The 21,870-nt window shown below is 66.4% G+C and carries 22 protein-coding genes and 7 tRNA genes; 5 read left to right on the top strand and 24 right to left on the bottom strand.

Annotated elements, in window-relative coordinates; genetic code table 11:
* Window positions 1–96: 96 nt before the first annotated feature.
* Both rpsD and CXY79_RS07395 read right to left on the bottom strand, forming a co-directional pair.
* Window positions 97–726 (bottom strand): 30S ribosomal protein S4, encoded by a 630-nt coding sequence (gene rpsD / locus CXY79_RS07400; protein ID WP_104100497.1) that lies wholly within the window; start codon window positions 724–726, stop codon window positions 97–99.
* A 217-nt stretch (window positions 727–943) separates the two neighbouring features.
* Complete coding sequence (locus CXY79_RS07395) at window positions 944–2,284, bottom strand: replication-associated recombination protein A (RefSeq protein ID WP_104100496.1); 1,341 nt, start codon at window positions 2,282–2,284, stop codon at window positions 944–946.
* A gap of 175 nt (window positions 2,285–2,459) precedes the next feature.
* Between CXY79_RS07395 and CXY79_RS07390 the strand changes: the two genes are divergently transcribed.
* The 3 genes from CXY79_RS07390 (at window position 2,460) to CXY79_RS07380 (ending at window position 5,266) form a co-directional block, all read left to right on the top strand.
* Window positions 2,460–3,260, top strand: a complete 801-nt coding sequence (locus CXY79_RS07390) for a peptidylprolyl isomerase (protein ID WP_104100495.1) — start codon at window positions 2,460–2,462, stop codon at window positions 3,258–3,260.
* Between the two features lie 89 nt (window positions 3,261–3,349).
* The gene (locus CXY79_RS07385) at window positions 3,350–4,582 is read left to right on the top strand and encodes a DUF349 domain-containing protein (protein ID WP_104100494.1); all 1,233 of its coding nucleotides are present in this window, start codon (window positions 3,350–3,352) and stop codon (window positions 4,580–4,582) included.
* Between the two features lie 105 nt (window positions 4,583–4,687).
* Window positions 4,688–5,266 (top strand): hypothetical protein, encoded by a 579-nt coding sequence (locus tag CXY79_RS07380; protein ID WP_104100493.1) that lies wholly within the window; start codon window positions 4,688–4,690, stop codon window positions 5,264–5,266.
* Window positions 5,267–5,304: 38 nt separating this feature from the next.
* On the opposite strand, the gene CXY79_RS07375 is transcribed toward CXY79_RS07380, so the two are convergent.
* The 19 genes from CXY79_RS07375 to CXY79_RS07285 form a co-directional block, all read right to left on the bottom strand.
* Window positions 5,305–7,578, bottom strand: a complete 2,274-nt coding sequence (locus CXY79_RS07375; RefSeq protein ID WP_104100492.1) for a bifunctional (p)ppGpp synthetase/guanosine-3',5'-bis(diphosphate) 3'-pyrophosphohydrolase — start codon at window positions 7,576–7,578, stop codon at window positions 5,305–5,307.
* 103 nt (window positions 7,579–7,681) lie between these two features.
* Complete coding sequence (gene secF, locus CXY79_RS07370) at window positions 7,682–8,695, bottom strand: protein translocase subunit SecF (RefSeq protein ID WP_104100491.1); 1,014 nt, start codon at window positions 8,693–8,695, stop codon at window positions 7,682–7,684.
* The gene (gene secD, locus CXY79_RS07365; protein ID WP_104100490.1) at window positions 8,695–10,431 is read right to left on the bottom strand and encodes a protein translocase subunit SecD; all 1,737 of its coding nucleotides are present in this window, start codon (window positions 10,429–10,431) and stop codon (window positions 8,695–8,697) included. Before secD ends, secF begins: the two co-directional genes overlap by 1 nt.
* Window positions 10,432–10,498: 67 nt before the next feature.
* Window positions 10,499–10,864, bottom strand: coding sequence for a preprotein translocase subunit YajC (gene yajC, locus CXY79_RS07360; RefSeq protein WP_233191352.1), 366 nt, complete (start codon window positions 10,862–10,864; stop codon window positions 10,499–10,501).
* Between the two features lie 118 nt (window positions 10,865–10,982).
* Window positions 10,983–12,032 carry a Holliday junction branch migration DNA helicase RuvB gene (gene ruvB / locus CXY79_RS07355; protein WP_369827955.1) on the bottom strand — a complete coding sequence of 350 codons (1,050 nt, stop codon included), beginning with the start codon at window positions 12,030–12,032 and terminating at the stop codon, window positions 10,983–10,985.
* 14 nt (window positions 12,033–12,046) lie between these two features.
* A complete protein-coding gene (gene ruvA, locus CXY79_RS07350) occupies window positions 12,047–12,670 on the bottom strand; it encodes a Holliday junction branch migration protein RuvA (protein WP_104100488.1) in 624 nt (207 codons plus the stop codon).
* The gene (ruvC, locus tag CXY79_RS07345) at window positions 12,667–13,269 is read right to left on the bottom strand and encodes a crossover junction endodeoxyribonuclease RuvC (RefSeq protein WP_104100487.1); all 603 of its coding nucleotides are present in this window, start codon (window positions 13,267–13,269) and stop codon (window positions 12,667–12,669) included. The genes ruvA and ruvC overlap by 4 nt, the downstream gene beginning before the upstream one ends.
* Before the next feature lie 6 nt (window positions 13,270–13,275).
* On the bottom strand, window positions 13,276–14,040 hold the full coding sequence (locus CXY79_RS07340; RefSeq protein WP_104100486.1) for a YebC/PmpR family DNA-binding transcriptional regulator: 765 nt from the start codon (window positions 14,038–14,040) through the stop codon (window positions 13,276–13,278).
* A 150-nt stretch (window positions 14,041–14,190) separates the two neighbouring features.
* Window positions 14,191–14,733 carry a DUF1697 domain-containing protein gene (locus tag CXY79_RS07335; protein ID WP_104100485.1) on the bottom strand — a complete coding sequence of 181 codons (543 nt, stop codon included), beginning with the start codon at window positions 14,731–14,733 and terminating at the stop codon, window positions 14,191–14,193.
* Window positions 14,734–14,742: 9 nt separating this feature from the next.
* Window positions 14,743–15,336, bottom strand: coding sequence for a pyridoxal 5'-phosphate synthase glutaminase subunit PdxT (gene pdxT / locus CXY79_RS07330; RefSeq protein ID WP_104100484.1), 594 nt, complete (start codon window positions 15,334–15,336; stop codon window positions 14,743–14,745).
* A 10-nt stretch (window positions 15,337–15,346) separates the two neighbouring features.
* On the bottom strand, window positions 15,347–16,243 hold the full coding sequence (gene pdxS, locus CXY79_RS07325) for a pyridoxal 5'-phosphate synthase lyase subunit PdxS (protein ID WP_104100483.1): 897 nt from the start codon (window positions 16,241–16,243) through the stop codon (window positions 15,347–15,349).
* 68 nt (window positions 16,244–16,311) lie between these two features.
* On the bottom strand, window positions 16,312–16,875 hold the full coding sequence (locus CXY79_RS07320) for an HIT domain-containing protein (RefSeq protein WP_104100482.1): 564 nt from the start codon (window positions 16,873–16,875) through the stop codon (window positions 16,312–16,314).
* A 1-nt stretch (window position 16,876) separates the two neighbouring features.
* Complete coding sequence (thrS, locus tag CXY79_RS07315) at window positions 16,877–18,799, bottom strand: threonine--tRNA ligase (protein ID WP_233191359.1); 1,923 nt, start codon at window positions 18,797–18,799, stop codon at window positions 16,877–16,879.
* A 162-nt stretch (window positions 18,800–18,961) separates the two neighbouring features.
* Window positions 18,962–19,033, bottom strand: a tRNA-Val gene (locus CXY79_RS07310).
* 25 nt (window positions 19,034–19,058) lie between these two features.
* Window positions 19,059–19,132: transfer RNA gene (locus CXY79_RS07305), tRNA-Cys, on the bottom strand.
* A gap of 49 nt (window positions 19,133–19,181) precedes the next feature.
* A tRNA-Gly gene (locus CXY79_RS07300) sits at window positions 19,182–19,253 on the bottom strand.
* 178 nt (window positions 19,254–19,431) lie between these two features.
* A tRNA-Val gene (locus CXY79_RS07295) sits at window positions 19,432–19,503 on the bottom strand.
* A 39-nt stretch (window positions 19,504–19,542) separates the two neighbouring features.
* Window positions 19,543–19,616 (bottom strand) — tRNA-Cys (locus tag CXY79_RS07290).
* Between the two features lie 49 nt (window positions 19,617–19,665).
* Window positions 19,666–19,737, bottom strand: a tRNA-Gly gene (locus CXY79_RS07285).
* Between the two features lie 155 nt (window positions 19,738–19,892).
* On the opposite strand from CXY79_RS07285, the gene CXY79_RS07280 reads away from it, so the two are divergent.
* Window positions 19,893–19,965 (top strand) — tRNA-Val (locus tag CXY79_RS07280).
* Between the two features lie 76 nt (window positions 19,966–20,041).
* Here CXY79_RS07280 and CXY79_RS15675 read toward each other — a convergent pair.
* Window positions 20,042–20,203 carry a hypothetical protein gene (locus tag CXY79_RS15675; RefSeq protein ID WP_134371589.1) on the bottom strand — a complete coding sequence of 54 codons (162 nt, stop codon included), beginning with the start codon at window positions 20,201–20,203 and terminating at the stop codon, window positions 20,042–20,044.
* A 61-nt stretch (window positions 20,204–20,264) separates the two neighbouring features.
* Window positions 20,265–20,438 carry a CsbD family protein gene (locus tag CXY79_RS07275; RefSeq protein ID WP_104100480.1) on the bottom strand — a complete coding sequence of 58 codons (174 nt, stop codon included), beginning with the start codon at window positions 20,436–20,438 and terminating at the stop codon, window positions 20,265–20,267.
* Between the two features lie 78 nt (window positions 20,439–20,516).
* On the opposite strand from CXY79_RS07275, the gene CXY79_RS07270 reads away from it, so the two are divergent.
* Window positions 20,517–21,227 (top strand): M50 family metallopeptidase, encoded by a 711-nt coding sequence (locus CXY79_RS07270; protein WP_104100479.1) that lies wholly within the window; start codon window positions 20,517–20,519, stop codon window positions 21,225–21,227.
* 24 nt (window positions 21,228–21,251) lie between these two features.
* On the opposite strand, the gene CXY79_RS07265 is transcribed toward CXY79_RS07270, so the two are convergent.
* Window positions 21,252–21,755: a GNAT family N-acetyltransferase gene (locus tag CXY79_RS07265; protein WP_104100478.1), complete on the bottom strand. Its 504-nt coding sequence runs from the start codon at window positions 21,753–21,755 to the stop codon at window positions 21,252–21,254.
* Window positions 21,756–21,870: the final 115 nt, after the last annotated feature.

Below are 21,870 nucleotides of genomic sequence, written 5' to 3'. Positions count from 1 at the left end.
TGGTGCGCGTACGCAAAGAGCGGACCACCCCAGGGTGATCCGCTCTCCAGCGTAGTTCAGTTGCAGCGCCTGACGGCGGTGCGGGTGAAAAGGAGCCTAGCGGGCCGCGTAGTACTCGACGACGAGCTGGACTTCACAGGTCACGGGGATTTCGATGCGCTTCGGGCGGCGCACGAGGCGGGCCTGCAGCTTGTCGATCTCGACCTCGAGGTAGGCGGGGAGCTTGGGCAGAACGTCGACGTGACCGCCGGCGGCTGCGACCTGGAACGGCTCCATGGCCTCGCTCTTGGGCTTGACGTGGATGAGCTGTCCCGGCTTCACGCGGAAGGAGGGACGGTCGACCAGCTGGCCGTCGATCAGGATGTGACGGTGCACGATCATCTGACGGGCCTGGGCGGTGGTGCGGGCGATCGCGGAGCGAACGAGAAGAGCGTCGAGACGGGTCTCGAGGATCTCGACGAGGTTCTCACCGGTCAGTCCCTGGGCGCGGCGAGCTTCCTCGAACGCGATCTTGAGCTGGGCTTCGCGGATGCCGTACTGAGCGCGTAAGCGCTGCTTTTCGCGGAGGCGGACAGCGTAGTCGGAGTCGGTCTTGCGCTTGGTGCGACCGTGCTCGCCCGGGGCGTACGGACGCTTCTCCAGATAGCGCGCGGCCTTCGGGGTCAGGGCGATGCCCAGGGCCCGCGAGAGGCGGGTCTTACTGCGGGTACGTGACTTGGTAGACACGGTGTCCTTTCGATGGAACTGCAAACAAGGGGAAACCAGGGCGGCGGCCGCGCGATGAGACAGCACGGCTCAACGTCATGGGAGTTCAGAGGGGTGGTGCCACGGGACGCCCGGCTACAGGGCGAGACCATCAAATCCGGAATCGGACGCAGCCGCATGCCGATTCCATTTGTAGGCAGCGTTCAGGTTAGCACATCGGGTTGTTCGGCCGTTCCGCTCAGCGGGCACGGATGATCTTGCGCAACTTGGCGAGGCGGGCCGAGACCTCGCGCTCGTGGCCATGCTCGGTGGGCTCGTAATAGCGCACCTCGGCGAGCTCGTCCGGCGGGTACTGCTGGGCCAGCACGCCGAGGGCGTCGTCGTGGGGATACTTGTAGCCCTTGCCGTGGCCGAGGCGTTTGGCGCCTGGGTAGTGCGCATCCCGCAACGGTTTGGGCACCCGGCCGGTCTTGCCGTTCCGCACGTCGGCGATCGCCGCATCCAGGGCCATGTAGGCCGCGTTGGACTTGGGTGCGGTGGCCAGGTGCACGACGGCCTGGGCGAGCGGGATGCGGCCCTCGGGCATGCCGATGTATTGCACGGCGTCGGCGGCGGCGATGGCGATCACCAGCGCCTGGGGGTCGGCCATGCCGATGTCTTCGGAGGCCAGCACGATGATGCGGCGGCAGATGAACCGGGGATCTTCGCCGGCCTCGATCATGCGCGCGAGATAGTGGAGGGACGCGTCGACATCCGAGCCGCGTACCGATTTGATGAAGGCGCTGATGACGTCGTAGTGCTCGTCGCCGTTGCGATCGTAGCGCAGAAGCGCACGGTCGACAGCGAGGGCGACCACCTCGGTGGTGATGACCGGCTTCGCGTCGGACTCGGCGTCGACGGAGGACGCCGCCGCCACCGACCCAGCTTCCAGGGCGGTCAGCGCCCGTCGGGCGTCACCGGACGCGAGCCGGATGATCGCGGCCCTGGCTTCGGGGTCGAGCACGAACCGGTCGGCCAGGCCGCGCGGGTCGACCACGGCCCGGTCGACAACGACAGCGAGGTCGTCGTCGCTGAGCGTTTCGAGGGTGAGCAGTAGGGAGCGGGACAGCAGCGGCGAGATGACGGAGAAGGACGGGTTCTCGGTGGTGGCGGCCACGAGGATGATGACCCCGTTCTCCACCCCGGGCAGGAGAGCGTCCTGCTGCGCCTTGCTGAACCGGTGGATCTCGTCCAGGAAGAGCACGGTGGAGAGTCCGTAGAGGTCCCGGCTGGTGCGCGCCTCTTCCATTACCTGGCGCACGTCCCGCACTCCGGCCGACACGGCGGACAGCTCGACGAACCGGCGGCCCGAGCTGCGCGCGATGGCCTGGGCCAGGGTGGTCTTGCCGGTGCCGGGCGGGCCCCACAGGATGACGGAGATCGCGCCCTGCTCCCCTGTCTTGTCACTGGCCAGGCTGACCAGCGGGGAGCCCGGTGTGAGCAGATGCTTCTGACCGGCGACCTCCTCGAGGCTCGTCGGGCGCATCCGTACGGCGAGGGGTGTGGCCCCGCTGCGCAGTCCCGGTTGTGAATCCACCATGGGTCCAGCGTAGTTTGTGCCGGTGACCGGGCCGATCCTGAACCGGTGCTGCCCGGAGCGGATGTTTGTTTGCCCTCTCCGGGTTGCGTAGAGTTCAACATGGTTCGGGCGCCAGACGCTGGAGCCGTCCCCGTTCGATCGGGCCTTCCGATGGAGGCCGCCTGGAGGCTACGACGTGGTACCGAACAAGAAGCAAGAACGTGAAGCCCGCGAGGCGCGCGTGCGTGTACGCGCCTTTCAGGCCCGGCGTTCGGTGAATGCGCACCAAGTGAAGCGGCGCCGGCGGGACAACCTCATCGCCGGCGTCAGCGTGGCCGTGGTCGTGGCGCTGGCCGTTGGCGCCCAGGTGCTGTTCTTCACCGGAGGCCCCGGCAGCCCGGCACCCTCCGTGGCCGACACCGCTTCCCCCTCCGCGTCGGCCGCACCGTCCGACAGCGCGAACAGCGGCGAGGTGCCGCCCAGCACCCTGGCGGAAGACCGCACCTGGACCGGCACGCTGGCCCTCAACGGCATTCCGCTCGAGATCGAGCTCGATGGAGCCCTCGCCCCTCAGGCGGTGTCCTCGACCATCAACCTGATCACCACCGGCTTCTACCAGGACGTGACCTGCCACCGGCTCACCGACGGCGGTTTCTTCGTGCTGCAGTGCGGGGACCCGACCGGAACGGGATCGGGTGGCCCCGGCTACAGTTATGGACCGATTGAAAACGCCCCGGCCGACGATATGTACCCAGCCGGCACACTGGCCATGGCCCGCCAGGGCGGCAACGCCTACAGTATGGGCAGCCAGTTCTTCATCGTCTACGACGACACGACCATCCCCGCCGACGCGGTCGGCGGCTACACGGTGCTCGGCCGGGTGACCGATGGACTGGACGAAATCAAAGCGCAGATCACGGCTGCCGGCGTCGCCGACGGCTCTTCGGACGGCACCCCTCAGGTGCCGACCAGCATCACTCAGGTATCAGTTCAGTAGAACAGACGAACAGCGCGCGGGCTTGCAATAGGCTTGACCGGGTATTGGCTCACTTGTGAGCACACAACGACATCGATAAGGTGAGGCTCTTGACTACGACAGATCAGCAACCATGGGGTCGCGTAGACGAAACCGGCACGGTTTACGTGCGCGAAGCGACAGGCGAGCGCGCCGTGGGACAGTATCCCGACGCGACGCCGGAAGAGGCGCTTGCCTACTTCGAACGGAAATACGTTGAGCTCAACGGCCAGGTCACGCTTCTCGAACAGCGCGCCAAGGGTGGCGCACCTGCCGCAGATATCGCGAAGTCCGTCAAACATCTGACCGAGGCTGTGGCGAACGCCAACGCGGTCGGCAACCTGGCAGCCCTGGCCACCCGCCTGGGTGCCCTCGGCGGCGCGGTGACCGAGCTCACCGAGCAGCAGGGCGCCGAAGCGAAGGCTGCAGCGACCGCCGCCGTCGCCGAGCGTGCCGCGATCGTCGCCGAGGCCGAGGCTCTCGCCGCCGAAGACCCGGCTAAGACGCAGTGGAAGCAGACCAGCGCTGCTCTGGAAGCCCTGTTCGCGAAATGGCAGGCCCACCAGCACGATGCTCCGCGCATTCCCAAGGGCGAGGCCAATGACCTCTGGAAGCGGTTCCGCGCGGCCCGCACCACGATCGAGCAGAACCGCAAGGCATTCTTCGCCGAGTTGGACAGCGCCCACAAGGACGTTCGCAACCGCAAGCAGCACCTGATCGAACAGGCCGAGGCCCTCGCCCCCAAGGGCGCCGATGGCATCCCGGGCTATCGCAATCTGCTCGACGAGTGGAAGCTCGCGGGTCGCAGCGGCAAGAAGCAGGACGACGCCATGTGGGCCAGGTTCAAGGCAGCCGGCGACGTGCTTTACTCGGTCAAGTCCGAAATCGACGCGCACGACGACGAGGAGTTCGCGGGAAACCTGACTCTTAAGGTCGAGCTGCTCACCGAAGCCGAACTTCTGCTGGCCGAGACGGACCGCGCCAAGGCGCGCAGCGCGCTGAGCTCCATCCAGCGCCGGTGGGACGCCATCGGCAAGGTTCCGCGCGACTCGGTCAAGTCCATCGAGGACCGCATGCGCAAGGTTGAGGCAGCCGTGCGCAAGCTCGACGACGACCACTGGAAGCGCAACAACCCGGAGACCAAGGCTCGCGCCGAGGGTCTGGCCGGCCAGCTGAACGATGCCATCGTCAAGCTCGAGGCCGAACTGGCCGCGGCGCAGGCCGGCGGGGATGCCGCGGCGATCACGGAAGCCACCGAGGCTCTCGAGACCCGCAAGGCGTGGCTGAAGGCCATCGGCCAATAGCCCGGCCGTCCACAGCACGACCAGCGGGGATCTGTCCACAGATCCCCGCTTTTTGTGGGCGGGAGAACACACCCGGCGCACGCTGAGTCGATGAACCCACAATCGATGAACTCACGCCTTCCCGTGGTGCTCTCTGCCCAGGACCTGCCGCTTGCGGAGCTGTGCGGCGCCCGTCTCGACGGGGAACTCTTCACCCTGGGCGACTTTTGGTGCCCGGTCGACGAGGTCGATGACCGGGTGCGACGCGCCCGAGCCGTCGGGTTGCTGCTTGCGTCCCCAAGGGCCATCGCCGAGCGGATGACCGCTGCCTGGATCTACGGTCTGGCGCCGGAACCTCGCCGCCACCACTTCTGCGTGCAGAGTTCCGCCCGAATGAAACTGGTCCCGTCACCCCGAATGCAGATCCGCGAGGTGAGCTGCCCGTCCGACCAGCTTCAGGCGATCTCCGGCCTCCGGGTCACGCTGCCCCTGCGCACCGCCGTCGACCTCGTCCGCTGGCACGACGAGCCCACCGACGGTGACCGGGTTGCCCTGATCGCCGCCCTGCTGCGCCTGGCCGGCTGCACCAGCACCGACCCGGCGAGTCGCCTATGCGCGGCACCCAACCTGCCGTTCAAGGCTCCGGCCCTCACCCGACTGCGGGAGGTGCAACGGTACCTCGACGAGCATCCGCGCCCCACCTGATGTCTCTACCGGGAGGCCAATGCGAGCTGAATGGCCGCTCAGCCCTCGTTGACGCGATAGACGTCATAAACGGCGTCGATACGGCGCACCGCATTGAGCACGCGATCGAGGTGCGTGGTGTCGCCCATCTCGAAGACGAACCGGCTGATCGCGAGTCGGTCGGAGGAGGTGTGCACCGTCGCCGACAGGATGTTGACGTGATGCTCCGACAGCACCCGGGTGACGTCGGAGAGCAGCCCGGAGCGGTCGAGAGCCTCGATCTGGATCTGCACCAGGAACAGGCTCTTGGAAGTGGGCGCCCAATCGACGTCGATCATGCGCTCGGGTTCCTTGAGCAGGGACTGCACGTTGCGACAGGATGCCTGGTGCACCGATACCCCAGCGCCGCGCGTGATAAACCCCACGACTTTGTCGCCCGGCACGGGAGTGCAGCACCGGGCGAGCTTCACCAGGATGTCGGGGGCGCCGCGCACGAGGATGCCCGAGTCGCTGTTGCGGAGCGTCTGGGTGCGGCCGTGGGGCGCGAACGGCAGGTCCGTGGCGTCGCTCTCCTCGACGCTCTGCAGGGTGGCAACCACCTTCTCCAGCACCGACTGCGTCGACACATGCCCCTCGCCGACGGCGGCGTACAGCGCAGAGACGTCTTCATACTTCATCACCGCGGCAACCTCGGCGAAGGAGTCCTGGTTCATCAGTTTCTGCAGCGGCAGGTTCTGCTTGCGCATAGCGCGTGCGATGGCGTCGCGGCCCTGCTCGATCGCCTCGTCGCGGCGCTCCTTGGTGAACCACTGGCGGATCTTGTTGCGAGCCCTGGGGCTCTTGACGAAGTTCAGCCAGTCCTTGCTCGGCCCGGAGTCGGGATTCTTCGACGTGAACACCTCGACGACGTCACCGGTGACGAGAGGGCTCTCCAGCGGGACGAGGCGCCCGTTGACCTTGGCGCCCATGGTGCGATGGCCGACCTCGGTGTGCACGGCGTAGGCGAAGTCGACCGGGGTGGCGTCGGCCGGCAGACCGATCACCCGGCCCTTGGGGGTGAAGACGTAGACCTCTTTGGCGCCGATCTCGTAGCGCAGCGAGTCGAGGAACTCTCCCGGGTCGGCCGTTTCGGCCTGCCAGTCGGAGATGTGGGCGAGCCAAGCCATGTCGGTGTCGCTCTGCGGGCCCGGACCGGAACTCTTGCCGGTGGTCTGCTCCTTGTACTTCCAGTGCGAGGCCACGCCGAATTCGGCGCGCTGGTGCATTTCCTGGGTGCGGATCTGGATCTCCACGGCGCGCCCGCTCGGGCCGAGAACCGTGGTGTGCAGCGACTGGTACAGGTTGAATTTGGGGGTGGCGATGTAGTCCTTGAACCGGCCGGGAAGCGGCGTCCACCGGGCGTGGATTGCGCCGAGAACCGCGTAGCAGTCCCGCACCGAGTTGACGAGAACTCGAATGCCGACCAGGTCGTAGATGTCGTCGAACTCGCGCCCGCGCACGACCATCTTCTGGTAGATCGAATAGTACTGCTTGGGCCGGCCGGCGACCTTGCCCCGGATGCGGGCGGCCTTCAGGTCGTCGACGATCGAGTCGATGACGTGCTGCACGAACTCTTCGCGCTGCGGAGTGCGCTGCTTGACAAGACTGTCGATCTCGGCGTAGAGCTTGGGGTACAGCACCGCGAACGAGAGGTCTTCGAGCTCCCACTTGATGGCCTGGATGCCCAGGCGATGCGCGAGCGGCGCGTAAATCTCCAGCGTCTCGGTCGCCTTCCGAACCGCGGACTCGGCAGGCACGAATCCCCAGGTGCGCGCGTTGTGCAGCCGGTCGGCGAGCTTGATGATCAGCACACGAATGTCCTTAGACATCGCCACGATCATCTTGCGCACGGTCTCGGCCTGGGTGCTGTCGCCGTACTTGACCTTGTCCAGCTTGGTGACGCCGTCGACCAGCATGGTGATCTCGTCGCCGAAATCGTGCCGCAGCTGGTCGAGAGTGTACTCGGTGTCCTCCACGGTGTCGTGCAGCAGTGCCGCCGAGACGGTCTTGGGGCCGATGCCCAGATCCGCCAGGATCTGCGCGACCGCGACCGGATGTGTGACGTACGGCTCTCCGCTGCGGCGAAACTGGCCCTCATGCGCCTGCTCCGCGGTGACGTAGGCCCGCTCGATGATCGAGAGGTCCACCTTGGGATGGTGCATCCGCACGGTCTTCAGCAGCGTGTCGACCGCGCCGACCGGCTGGGCCCGGGAAAAGATCCGAGGCACGAGGCGCCGCAAGGATGCCGGCGGGAGCGGAGCCGGGTAGGCAGGAGGAGTCGTCAGTTCGGTCATCTGGCCACCTCCATCCGCTTGATCAATTATTACTGCTCCCGAGCCGGATCGGGTACCACTTCCGGCTCGGGTGCGGGCCTCCTCCGGCGGTGATCGGGGCCGACTAGGTGCTGACTTCGGCGGCCACCTTCAGCGCGGGGCCGGCCTTCGCCCGCTGGGCGAGAACCTTCTGGTCGGCCCGGCGCACGGCCGGCTCCGCGGAGCGGATTTGAGCGTACAGCGGCGACGCGATGAAGATCGTCGAGTAGGCGCCGGCGACGATGCCGATCAGAAGTGCCAACGAGATGTCCCGAAGGGTTCCTGCCCCGAGCACGAGCGTTCCGATGAAGAGGATCGAGGCGACCGGCAGCACCGCGACGACGGAGGTGTTGATCGAGCGCACCAGGGTCTGGTTGACGGCCAGGTTCACGGATTCGGCCAACGTGCGCGTCTCGGCGCCCGCCTCCGAGGTGTTCTCGCGGATCTTGTCGAAGACCACGACCGTGTCGTAGAGCGAGTAGCCGAGGATCGTGAGAAATCCGATCACGGCGGCCGGGGTGATTTCGAAACCGGTGATGCCGTAGATCCCGGCGGTGATGACGAGGTCGTGCATCAGCGCGGTCATGGCCGCGACCGACATCTTCCAGGTGCGGAAGTACAGTGCCATGCCGATGGCGGCGAGCACGAGGAAGATGAGGAGTCCGCGCACGGCCTGGCCGGTGATGTCCTGGCCCCAGACCGGACCGATGAAGGACGCGGTGACCTGCTCGATCGGCACGGCGTAGGCATCCGCCAGCGCGGCGCGAATCTCCCGAGTCTCGTCGCTGGTGAGCTGGTCGGTCTGCACGCGGATGCCGGTGGTGCTGACGCTCGACACCCTGGGCGTCGCCAACGGGACGACCTCGGTCACGGCATCGGCGGCAGCTCGCTGGTCCTGGTCGGCGACCTGGGAGATCTTGAACTCGGAGCCTCCCGTGAACTCGATGCCGAAGACGAAGCCGCCACGCAGCTGGGGAACGACGATGGCCACGAAGAGTGCCACGACCGCGACCAGGTACCAGGTCTTGCGCCGCCCGACGATGTCGAACGAGCGCTTGCCGGTGTGCAGGTCGTTGCCGAACTGGGAAAAGCTAGCCATTAGGAATCCTTCCCGTCGGTCGTTCGATCCGCACTGGAACCGACGAGTTCTGACGCCTTGCGCTCGGCGATGGTCTGGCGCTTGGCTGCCTCACGGCTGGCCGAGGACAGTTTGGCGGAAGGGAGGTCATCCGAGGGACGGAATTTCGCCCGCCCGCGGTAGGTCGCGCCCAGGGCCCGCGGGTCGAGGCCGCTGAACTTGTGTCCGTCGCTGAAGAACTTCGTGCGCGCCAGCAGCTGGAGCATCGGGTGGGTGAAGAGCATGACCACGAGCACGTCGACGAGGGTGGTCAGCCCCAGGGTGAGGGCGAAGCCCTTGACGTTGCCGACGGCGACGATGAACAGGACGCCGGCGGCCAAGATGTTGACCGCGTCGGAGGCGAGGATGGTGCGCAGGGCGCGCTTCCAGCCGGCCTCGACGGAGGATTCGAGCCCTCGTCCGTCCCGCAGCTCATCACGCACCCGCTCGAAGTAGACGATGAAGGAGTCGGCGGTGATGCCGATCGCGACGATCAGACCCGCGACGCCGGCCAACGACAGCCGGTAGCCCTCGCGCCAGGACAGGATCGTGATCAGCAGGTAGGTGATGATCGCGGCGACCGTGAGCGACGCCACGGTGACGAGGCCGAGCAGGCGATACTGGATCAGCGAGTAGAGCACGACCAGTACGAGTCCGATCAGGCCTGCGATCAGGCCGCCGGTGAGCTGGCTCGAGCCCAGGGTCGCCGAGATGGTGTCCTGGCTCTGCACCGTGAAGCTGATCGGCAGGGCGCCGAACTTGAGCTGGTCGGCGAGGGCCTTCGACGAGTCCTGGTCGAAGTCACCGCTGATCTGCGCGTTGCCGTCGGTGATGGCCGCCAGGGTGCGCGGGGCCGAGATGACGTTGCCGTCGAGCACGATCGCGAACTGGTTCTGCGCTGCGGTGAGCGCATTCAGCCGGGTGCTGACGTCGGCGAAGGCCTTGGTTCCGGTTCCGTCGAAGGTGATGTTGACGACCCATTCACCGGTCGTGGCGCCGCTCTGCGTGGTCTGCTGGCCGTTGGTCGCGTCGGAGACGTTCTCGCCGCTGACTTCGACCGGGCCGAGGATGTACTTGATGGAGCCGTCGGCCTCACAGGTGACAAGCGGCTCCGCCGCCGGTGCCACATTGGTGGTATCGATCTTGCTGCAATCGAAGGCCTCGTACTGGGCCTGGAGCGCGGGGGTGATCCAGTTCAGGTCGCTCCCGTCGGTGGGCACCGCGGTCGGGGTGCTTTCCAGACTCGGGTCGACCGTGGGGGTCGGTACCGGGGTCGCGACCCCGTCCTCTCCGACAACGTTTTCACCGACGCTGGCCGCGGACGGGGCACCGGCCACGAGCACCGGGCGGAACTCGAGCTTGGCTGAGGACTCGATTCGGTTGATCGTCGCGTCGTCCGGCACGCCGGGAATGGACACGACGATGTTCTGGCCGCCCTGGGTGTTGATCTCCGCCTCGGAGACGCCTGCCGAGTCGATGCGCTGCCGAATGATCTTCACGGCCTCGTTGAGCTGCTCCGAGGAGACGGACTGCCCGGACTCGAGCTTCGGCGCGAGGATGATCTGCGTGCCGCCCTCGAGGTCCAGGGCCAGCTTGGGCGTCCAGGATCCGCCGCCGGTGAGCACGCCGGCCGTGTTGAGCGCAATCAGGCCGACGATGATCACACCCAGCCACGTGAGGGAACGCCAGGCCTTCTTGGCCGGAGACGACTTTGCCACCAGAGAACTCAGCTTTCTATGCTCATGCTCATGCCCGCGCCGAGGCGCGGGCATGGAGAGGGATTGGTTAGGCGTCGCCCTTTTTAGGCTCTTCGTCGGTGTCGGCGACGCGCTGACCGAAGTCAGGTTCGCCCATAACGGTGGCGCTGCCCTGGTTCAGCTCGGCGACGCCCTCATCTTCGGGCTCGGCCACGATCGGTTCCACCACGCGGGCGATGGTCTGACGGTGCAGCTGCACGACGGTTCCCGGAGCGATCTCGAGGGCAACCTTGTTCGCCTCCTCGTCAATCGCGAGAATGGTTCCGTACATGCCGAAGTTGGTCATGACCTCGGCGCCGACGACCATCTGGGCCTGCAGGGCAGCGAGGTCCTTCTGGCGTTTGCGGCTGTTGCGGAACATGAAGAACACGAGCGCCGCGAGAACGGCGAGCATGACGAGAGTCAACGGATCCATAAAACTGTGGGACCTTCCGGTTGCGGCGCGAGGGCCGAAGTCTGTGCGTCTGGCTCGGGGGAACCAGCACGAGTGGTTCGAAGCGAACCAACTCGAATTATAGGTCATCCAGCATAAGAGGGATTGGCGGCCCGCCCACCAGAGGCGCCGTCAGGCCGAAATGCCGCCACGCTTCCGCGGTCGCCACCCGGCCGCGCGGGGTGCGCATCAGGAAGCCGATCCGCACCAGGAACGGCTCCACGACGGCCTCGATGGTCTCGGACTCCTCCCCCACGGACACCGCGAGCGTGTTCAGACCCACCGGCCCTCCCCCAAAACGGGTCAGGATGATGCGCATCACCTCCCGGTCGAGCCGGTCGAGCCCGATGGCGTCGACGTCGTACAGCTCGAGAGCCGCGTGCACCGCGGCCACATCGGCGTCTCCACCGTGCACCAGCGCGTAGTCCCGCACCCGCCGGAGCAGGCGGTTGGCGATTCTGGGCGTGCCGCGGCACCGACCGGCGATCTCGGCGGTGGCGGCCGTGTCGATCGACAGGTCGAGCAGTTTGGCTGCCCGGCCGAGCACCTGCTCGAGTTCGTCGTCGGTGTAGAACTCGAGGTGGGCGGTGAAGCCGAACCGGTCGCGCAGTGGGTTGGGCAGCAGTCCGGACCGGGTCGTGGCGCCAACCAGGGTGAACGGTGCCAGGTCGAGGGGAACCGAGGTGGCGCCGGCGCCTTTGCCGACCATGATGTCGATGCGGAAGTCCTCCATCGCCAGATAGAGCATCTCCTCGGCGGAGCGGGCCATGCGGTGGATCTCGTCGATGAACAGCACCTCGCCGGGCACCAGCGAGGAGAGTACCGCCGCCAGATCACCGGCGTGCTGGATGGCCGGGCCGCTGGACATCCGCAGCGGGCGGTTGCCCTCGTAGGCGATGATCATGGCCAAAGTGGTCTTGCCGAGTCCGGGCGGGCCGGCCAGAAGGATGTGGTCGGGAGTGCGGCTCTGCATGGTAGCGGCGGTCAGGAGCAGCTGCAGCTGCCCGCGAACCTTCTGCTGGCCGACGAACTCGCCGAGGCTGCGCGGACGGAGGGCACCCTCGAAGGCGAGTTCGGCGTCGCCCCCGAGTTCCGGCTTGGTGAGCTCCACGCCGGGATCTCCGGCCAGACCCTGTGCGCCGGTCACGGGCGACGCTCCGATGCCTGCTGGGCCGGGCCGAGCCTGACGAGTACGAGGCGAAGGAGCGCTGCGACGCCGACCTGCCCGGGTTCGACGGTCTCCGCGAGGGTCTCGTCGACGGCCTCGGCGGCCACCTTCTCCGACCAGCCGAGCCCGATCAGGGCGGCCTGCACGTTCGCCGACGCGCTGGTGGGCTCCGGGCGGGCGGATGCCGCGGCCGTGACGGTCACGAACACCTTGCCGGCCAGGGAGAGCACGATCAGTTTGGCCGTTTTCGGGCCGATGCCGCTGACCTTGCGGAAAGCGCCGTCGTCTTCTGCCGAGACGGCCTGCGCGATCTGGACGGGGCTGAGCACCGCGAGTACGCCGAGGGCCGATTTCGGGCCGACCCCGGTGACGCCGACCAAAAGCTCGAAGACCTCGAGTTCGTCGGCGGACGGGAATCCGAAGAGGGTGAGCGAGTCCTCGCGCACGATAAGGGTGGTCGAAAGCCGGGCCTCCGTGCCGACGCGCAGGGAGAGCGCAGTGGCCGGGGTGACCTGTACGGCCAGACCGACTCCCCCGACCTCGATCACGGCCGTGGAACCCACGGCAGACAGGACAAGGCCACGAACGGAAGCAATCACCGCTTCAGACTACGGGGCACCGGCGACACTGCGCTGCGCTCGGCGGCGCGCCACGCCTTCTGGGCCGGGGTCAGGGTGCCGGGGACCACGTCGGCGCTGGTGGGCAGGGTGCCGCCGGCCGCCCCGGTGCGCCAGGCATGGCAGATCGCGATGGCCAGCGCGTCCGCGGCATCCGCGGGCTTGGGCACCTCGGCCAGGCCCAGCACCCGCGCCACCATGGCGCCGACCTGGGCTTTGTCGGCGGACCCGTAGCCGGTGATGGCTGCCTTGACCTCGCTCGGGGTGTGCAGGGTGACCGTCAGCCCACGCTGAGCGGCCAGGAGCAGCGCGACGCCGCTCAGCTGGGCGGTGCCCATCACGGTGCTGACATTGTCCTGAGCGAACACCCTCTCGATGGCGACGACCGCCGGCTTGTGCCGGTCGAGCAGGTCTTCCAGGCCCCGGCTGATCAGCAGGAGCCTCTGCTCGAGCGGCAAGTCCGGCGAGCTGCGCAGCACGGTCACGTCGACCAGGGACGCGGATCGGTTGGCGGCGACGTCTACGATTCCGACGCCGCAGCGGGTCAGCCCGGGATCGATGCCCAGAACCCGGACCGACACAGCGCGCTACTCGGCTTCGGCCTGAAGCTCCGCGATGACCTCGGGCGACACGTCGTAGTTACTGTAGATGTTCTGCACGTCGTCGAGCTCTTCGAGGGCGTCGATCAGCCGGAACACCTTGCGGGCGGTCTCGGCGTCGACCTCTACCTTGAGCTGGGGCACGAACGCGATGTCGGCGGAGTCGTAGTCGATCCCGGCGGTCTGCAGGGCGGTCCGGGTCGCGACGAGATCGTGCGCTTCGCTGAAAACCTCGAACTTCTCGCCGTCGTCGACGACCTCTTCGGCGCCCGCGTCGAGCACGGCGAGGAGCACGTCATCTTCGCTGAGGCCGTTGCTCTTCGGCACGACGACGATGCCCTTGCGGTGGAAGTTGTACGCGACGCTGCCGGGGTCGGCCATGTTGCCGCCGTTTCTGGACATGGTGGTGCGCACCTCGGCGGCCGCGCGGTTCTTGTTGTCGGTCAAACACTCGATCATGACGGCGACGCCGTGCGCGGCGTAGCCCTCATACATGATGGTGGTGTAGTCGACTACTTCGCCGGACAGGCCGGCGCCGCGCTTGACGGCACGGTCAATGTTGTCGTTGGGAACAGAGGTCTTCTTGGCTTTCTGGATCGCGTCGACCAGGGTCGGGTTGCCCGACAGGTCGGCGCCACCCATGCGGGCCGCGACTTCGATGTTCTTGATCAACTTGGCGAAGGCCTTGGCCCGACGCGAGTCGGTGACCGCCTTCTGGTGCTTTGTTGTCGCCCACTTGGAATGTCCGGACATGAGTCTCCCGTTGTCTTTGGCTGTCGTGACGTGGCTGTCGATTGGCGCGGGGGTGCCGCCGCCGTGCTGGTCGCTGCACTACTGGTGCCATTGGTCGCTGCACCGTGGGGTGCGCCTCATTCTAACCCGCGATGCCTGATGGGCCGGGCTTCACGCGCCCGGGGCCGCGGCGATCAGTTTGTTCAGGGTGCGGAGGTTGCGGGTGGTGGTGGTCGACCGGTAGCGGGCCTTGCCGCTCAGCTTGCTGAACGGACTGTTGATGCCGATGCTTCGGCGCACCTGCCAGTAGAGCACGCCGGTTCCGGGCCGAACCTGCTCCGTTTCCGGGTCCGGTTCCCCAGCCGCCTCGAGCAGTTCGTCGAGCGCGGTCCGCGCCGATCCGAACACGACATACGGATGCCATCCGTCCCGCTCCGCATCGAATGGGAACGCCCGCGCCACCCTGTCGAGTGCGTCAACGCCGAGCAGCACGATCCACGCCTGATAACCGAAGTTGTCGGAGAGAGCGCGTTCGATTGTGGCCTTGAGGGCCGCGGCATCCGTTTCGCCCGCCGTGAAGAGCACGTTACCGCTGGCCAGAACCGTGCGGACATCCGTGTAGCCGAGCCCGCGGAACACGGCCCGCAGGTCCGCCATCGTGATCGTGATCCCGTTGACGTTGATTCCGCGCAGGAGCGCCACCCAGCCGGCCATGACCGGAGCCTAGTAGCGGAAGCCGGCGGCGGCCACCTTCTGCAGGAAATAGTCGTGGAACCGGTGCTCCCCGGTGATCTCGGGGTGGAATGAGGTTCCGAGCAGGTTGTCCTGCTCGACCGCGACGCAGCGCCCGTCCGAGAGCGTGGCGATCGCGCGGGCCCGGGTCCCGACGGACTCCACCACGGGGGCGCGGATGAAAATGGCGTGCACCGGCGGCTCACCGAGCACCGGCACGTCGAGGTCGGTCTCGAAAGAGAGCGTCTGCGAACCGAAGGCGTTGCGACGCACGGCGATGTCGAAGCCGCCGATGCTCTGCTGCCCTTCGATCCCGTCGATGACGGTGTCGGCGAGCATGATCAGGCCCGCGCAGGTGCCGTAGACGGGAAGGCCGGCCCGCACGGCCTCGGCCAGCGGTCCCGCCACGCCGAACGCGCGGGCCAGTTTGTCCATGACGCTGGATTCGCCGCCGGGGATCACGAGCCCGCTGATGCGGTCCAGTTCCTCTGGGCGGCGGATGAGTTCGACTTCGGCGCCGAGGGACCGCAGTACCTCGGCGTGCTCACGAAAGTCACCCTGCAGGGCGAGAACTCCAACGCTCACGAACGGGTATCTACCAGCCGCGCTCTGAGAGGCGGTGCGGCGCAGCCAGATCGGACACGTTGATGCCGACCATGGCCTCGCCGAGTCCGCGCGAGACGGATGCGATGACGCTGGGGTCGTCGTAGAAGGTGACGGCCTTGACGATGGCGTTGGCGCGGGCCTGCGGGTTGCCCGACTTGAAGATGCCGGAGCCGACGAATACACCGTCCGCACCCATCTGCATCATCAGGGCCGCGTCGGCGGGGGTGGCCACGCCACCCGCGACGAAGAGCACGACGGGGAGCTTGCCGGTGGCGGCGATCTCGGCGACGAGTTCGTACGGCGCCTGCAGTTCCTTCGCGGCGACGTACAGTTCGTCCTTGGTCAGAGCCGACAAGCGGGCGACCTCACCCTTGATGGTGCGGATGTGCTTCATGGCCTCCGAGACGTCGCCGGTGCCGGCTTCGCCCTTGGACCTGATCATGGCCGCGCCCTCGTTGATGCGGCGAAGCGCCTCACCCAGGTTGGTCGCGCCACAGACGAACGGGACCGTGAAGTTCCACTTGTCGATGTGGTTGACGTAGTCAGCCGGGCTCAGCACCTCGGACTCGTCGATGTAATCGACGTTCAGGGCCTGAAGGATTTGAGCTTCGACGAAGTGGCCGATGCGCGCCTTGGCCATCACCGGGATGGATACCTCGGCGATGATGCTGTCGATCAGGTCGGGGTCGCTCATGCGGGCAACGCCACCCTGGGAACGGATGTCGGCGGGAACGCGCTCAAGGGCCATGACGGCGACAGCACCGGCGTCCTCGGCGATGCGAGCCTGCTCGGCGTTGACGACGTCCATGATGACGCCGCCCTTCATCATGTCGGCGAGACCACGCTTGACGCGGCTCGAACCAAAGGCGGAAGTGGTTTCAGTCATAGCTTTGATTCTATTCCTTGGGTGGTGTCGATTCCGCCCGGCGGGTGCCGGTGGAGGGGTATATACGGCTAGTTGCCATCCTGGGGCCAGCCCTCGGCGACTTCGCGCCGCACATCGCCCAGAAGACGGGGAATCGCCTTCGTTCCGGCGATGATCGGGAAGAAGTTCGAGTCGAGCGCCCAGCGGGGAACGATGTGCTGGTGTAGGTGCTCGGCAATGCCCGCGCCGGCAATACGGCCTTGGTTCATGCCGATGTTGAAGCCGTCGCAGTGCGACACCGCCTTGAGCACACGCATGGCCACCTGGGTGAGACTGCCGATCTCGGCGACCTCCTCCGGACTGGCCTCATCGTAAGTCGCGACGTGCCGGTACGGACAGACCAGCAGATGCCCGCTGTTATACGGGAACAGGTTTAGCAACACGTAGGCGTGCGTGCCGCGGGCCACAATCAGTGCCTTCTCGTCGGTCATGCTCGGGGCCAGGCAGAAGGGGCAGTCATCCGGGTGCGGCTGCTGGCCGTCCTGGATGTAGACCAGGCGGTGCGGGGTCCATAGCCGTTGGAAGGCATCCGGAACCGCGGCGAACTCGGACGACTGCTCGAGCCCCTCGAACTCGTCGCTGTGCGTGTCCATCTCAGACCTGGCCCTGGGTCGTGACCTGCGCGCGCGCATGGATCGCGGCGATGATGCGACGGATGGCCTCGTCGGCCGGTACGCCGTTCTCCTGGGTGCCGTCGCGGAACCGGAAGCTCACCGAGCGATTGGAGCGGTCATCCTCGCCGACGATCAGCTGGAAGGGCACCTTCGCCTTGGTGTGGTTGCGGATCTTCTTCTGCATGCGGTCGTCGGAGTGGTCGACCTGGGCGCGCACGCCTGCCGTCTCGAGCCGGCCGATGATTTCGTCGAGGTATGGACCGTATTGCTCGGACACGGGGATGCCGACGACCTGCACCGGGGACAGCCACACCGGGAACGCCCCGGCGTAGTGCTCGGTGAGCACGGCGAAGAAGCGTTCGATCGAACCGAACAGGGCCCGGTGGATCATCACCGGGCGCTGGCGGGAGCCGTCGGAGGCGGTGTACTCGAGGTCGAACCGTTCCGGCAGGTTGAAGTCCAGCTGGATGGTGGACATCTGCCAGGTGCGGCCGATCGCGTCGCGGGCCTGCACGGAGATCTTCGGGCCGTAGAAGGCGGCGCCGCCCGGGTCGGCCACGAGTTCGAGACCGGATGCTTCGGCGACTTCGCGCAAGGTGTCGGTCGCTTCCGCCCAGGCCTCGTCGGTGCCGACGAACTTCTTCGGGTCCTTCGTGGAGAGCTCGAGGTAGTAGTCCTCGAGGCCGTAGTCGGCGAGCAGCTTGAGCACGAAGTTGAGGGTGCTGGTGAGCTCCTCTTTCATGCCTTCGCGGGTCGTGTAGATGTGCGCGTCGTCCTGGGTCATGCCGCGCACGCGGGTGAGGCCGTGCACGACGCCGGACTTCTCGTAGCGGTAGACCGAGCCGAATTCGAACAGGCGCATGGGCAGGTCGCGGTAGCTGCGGCCGCTGGAGCGGAAGATCAGGTTGTGGAACGGGCAGTTCATCGGCTTGAGGTAGTAGTCGACGCCCTGACGGGTCATGTGGCCGTCGGCGTCGTACTCCGCGTCGAGTTTCATCGGCGGGAACATGCCATCGGCGTACCAGTCGAGGTGACCGGACGTCTCGAACAGGTTCGACTTGGTGATGTGCGGCGTGTAGACGAAGTCGTAGCCGGCCTCGGTGTGGCGCTTGCGGGAGTAGTTCTCCATCTCCTGACGGATGATGCCGCCCCTGGGATGGAAGACGGGCAGGCCGGAGCCGATCTCCTCGGGGAAGCTGAAGAGGTCGAGTTCGGCGCCGAGCTTGCGATGGTCGCGCTTGGCGGCCTCCTCCTGGCGGGCTTGGTAGGCCCGCAGTTCGTCCTTGGTGGCCCAGGCGGTGCCGTAGATGCGCTGCAGCTGCGGGTTCTTCTCGGACCCGCGCCAGTAGGCGGCGGCCAGACGGGTCAGGGAGTAGCCGTTGCCGATCATGCGCGTGTTCGGCAGGTGGGGACCGCGGCAGAGGTCTTTCCAGAGCGTCTCCCCCGTCTTCGGGTCCACGTTGTCGTAAATGGTGAGTTCGGCGCCGCCGACCTCGACCGACTCGTTGTCGACGGTCTCGGCGGCCCCGCCCTTGAGCCCGATCAGTTCGAGCTTGTACGGCTCGGCGGCGAGTTCGTCCCGGGCCTGGTCGTCGGTGACGACGCGGCGCACGAACCGCTGGCCCTGGCGGATGATGCGGTCCATGGCCTTCTCGAGCGACTTGATGTCCTCGGGGGTGAATGCCTCTTCAACGTCGAAGTCGTAGTAGAAACCATCGGTGACGGGCGGGCCGATGCCCAGGCGCGCCGCCGGGTTCACGGTCTGCACGGCCTGTGCGAGCACGTGCGCGGCCGAGTGGCGCAGGATGCTGAGGCCGTCGGGCGAGCCGATGGTCACCGGTTCGACGACATCCGTCGGAGTCACCGTCGTGGCGAGATCCTTGAGCTCGCCGTTGACGCGCATTGCGACAACGGACCGGTCGGTGAATAGCTCAAAGCCGTCAGCCACGTGTATTACTCCTTCAGTATTGTTCGAACCCCAATAACTTTAGCGGCGCGCCTCGACCACGACGGGCACGGCCATTTTGGGCAAAGAAAAACCCCCGATTTACCGGGGGTTTGCCTGTGGGCGATACTGGGATCGAACCAGTGACCTCTTCCGTGTCAGGGAAGCGCGCTACCGCTGCGCCAATCGCCCATTCTCTGAAAAGACATTCCAGAAGTGGAGGTGGATACGGGATTCGAACCCGTGTACACGGCTTTGCAGGCCGCTGCCTCGCCTCTCGGCCAACCCACCACATACGATTCGTACCAAAAAGAACCGGCTTTGCGGCCGATTCCATTCGAGCGGATGACGAGATTCGAACTCGCGACCCTCACCTTGGCAAGGTGATGCGCTACCACTGCGCCACATCCGCACTTATCAACGTTTCCGCTGACTTGAAAGACTCTAGCCGATTCCGGCCGAACCCGCCGCACCCTCCCCGGCGATTCATCGCGGCGAGCCCGAGGAAGGCCCGACTGCACCTGGATTTCCGGTGCTGTGCGGGCAAGACAACCCCCGCTTTACCGGGGGTTATCTGTTTCCCAACTCTGTGGGCGATACTGGGATCGAACCAGTGACCTCTTCCGTGTCAGGGAAGCGCGCTACCGCTGCGCCAATCGCCCATTTCCTGAAAATCATTCCTGCATTGCGACTTCCGGGATTGGAGGTGGATACGGGATTCGAACCCGTGTACACGGCTTTGCAGGCCGTTGCCTCGCCTCTCGGCCAACCCACCACTTGGGATTCGTACCGAAAGAAACCGGCCTCGCGGCCGATCCCATTCGAGCGGATGACGAGATTCGAACTCGCGACCCTCACCTTGGCAAGGTGATGCGCTACCACTGCGCCACATCCGCAACTGCCCGCATTTCTGCGCGCTTGGAAGACTCTAGCCGATAGTCCTGTTCATATTCAAACCGAGTCGTTCCGGCGTGTTGAGGCCCCCACGATGTGCGCCTTCCACCCGGTCTGGGTTAGTATCGAGACTTGTGGCTACAGTACGAGGCCACAGGGGCGATTGGCGCAGTTGGTAGCGCGCTTCCTTCACACGGAAGAGGTCATCGGTTCGAGTCCGGTATCGCCCACAGCCAAGAAAAAGCCCCGAAAGTCGGGGCTTTTTCTTTTTCTCGGTACGGGTTGGAGACCACCTGCGCGGCCCGGTCAGGCCCGCTTCCCGGAGATCGTCCGGGCAAGCCAGACGATCAGCGCGATCACGACGAGCACGATGCCGACCCAGATGAGGAAGTTGAGCGACTCGACGAACCCTCCGGTGAACAGAAGCGCGATGGCGATGATGGCAACAATGACGAGGAGTACGTTCATCCTGCTCGCCGTCCTTTCTTTTGATTGACGTGCCCTGATGGTGTGGAGATGCGGATTCGACTCAATCAGTGACGGCGTCCTTGACGTTCTCTCCGGCCTGCTTGAGGTTTGCCCTGGCCTGTTCAGCCTTGCCCTCGGCTTCCAGCCGCTCGTTGTCGGTCAATTTGCCGGCGGCCTCCTTTGCCTTGCCCACGGCTTCCTCGGCCGAGTTCTTCATCTTGTCCGAAGCACTCATGGGGACCGTCCTTTCACTCGTATCCAGCTTTTGCGATCAGTATAAAGCTCCCGCCCAAGGTAATCTAGGCTGAAATCCATGGACGGGCTTGTCGATCTCTGGGGGCAACTCTCCGCCCGAAACGAGCCTCTGCCCGCGATCACGGCCTGGCTGACCATCGCGGCCGCTGCCGTGCTCGTGCTGGTGCCGGCCGCGTGGCGGGTCACCCGCCACGTCATCACGATCGCGCACGAGGGCGGCCATGCGGTGGTCGCGACGGTGAGCGGTCGCCGGCTCGGCGGTATCCGTCTGCATTCCGACACCTCGGGGTTGACCGTCAGCAGCGGACGCCCGCGCGGACCCGGCATGGTGCTGACCCTGCTGGCCGGCTATACCGCCCCTGCCCTGCTGGGGCTCGGCGCGGCACGGATGCTCAGCCTCGGCTACGACATCGGCCTGTTGTGGCTGTCGCTGGCGGCCCTGGCACTGCTGCTCGTGCAGATCCGCAACTGGTTCGGACTGTGGTCCGTCCTCGTTACCGCTGGACTGGTCTTCGGCATCACCTGGTTCGGCACTCCTCCGGTGCAGAGCGTCTTCGCCCTGCTGATCACGGCGTTTCTGCTGCTCGGGGCTGTGCGCACCGTGGTCGAGCTCCAGCGGTCCCGGTCGCGGAGCCGCGGTACCGCCTCCGACGCCGACCAGCTGGCCCGTCTGACCCACATCCCGGGCGTGGTCTGGGTGGCCGTGTTCTTCACCGCGACGATCGCGTGCGCAGGGTTCGCCGGACGGCTCCTCGGCCTGCTTGCCTGATCCTGCCCCGCGGGGGTGCTGCCGTCAGGAGACCGTCGGCACGGCGTGTTTGAAGCCCACGTGGGACGCGGTGAAGCCCAGCCGTTCATAGAACCGGTGCGCGTCGACGCGCGCTGCGTCCGACGTGAGCTGGATGAGTTGAGCCCCGAAGGCCGGGGCATTCTGCACGGCCCACCGAATCATGGCTCCGCCGAGCCCGCGGCTCCTCTGATCCGAGCGAACCCGGACGGCCTCGATCTGCAACCGGGTGGACCCGACACGGGCGAGCCCAGGGATGACGGTGAGCTGCATGGTGGCCAGCACCTCGCCCAAAAGCGACGTCGCGACCAGCAACTGTTGGGCCGGATCTGCGTCGATTGCGGCGAATGCCCGTTCGTAGGCGACGCGATCTTCCGGCCGGTCGGCGTCGCCTCGGGAAGCGCTGATGGAGTCGTCGGCGAGAAGCCCCACGATTGCAGACAGATCCTGGGACAGGGCGCGCCGAAGGAGCACAGCGCCGGCGGGAAGGGTGAGGGTGACGTCGACCATTCTCCGAGTATCCCAAATGCCGCCTTCGCGTCTGTGCTCGGGTGAGCTGGGCCCGGGTCTGGGCCCGAGCCCCAGCCCCAGCCCCAGCCCCAGCCCGAGCCCCAGCCCCAGCCCC

The organism is Cryobacterium sp. M96 (assembly GCF_002929845.1).
Classification (GTDB): domain Bacteria; phylum Actinomycetota; class Actinomycetes; order Actinomycetales; family Microbacteriaceae; genus Cryobacterium; species Cryobacterium sandaracinum.
This window is presented reverse-complemented; position numbering and strand designations above follow the sequence as displayed.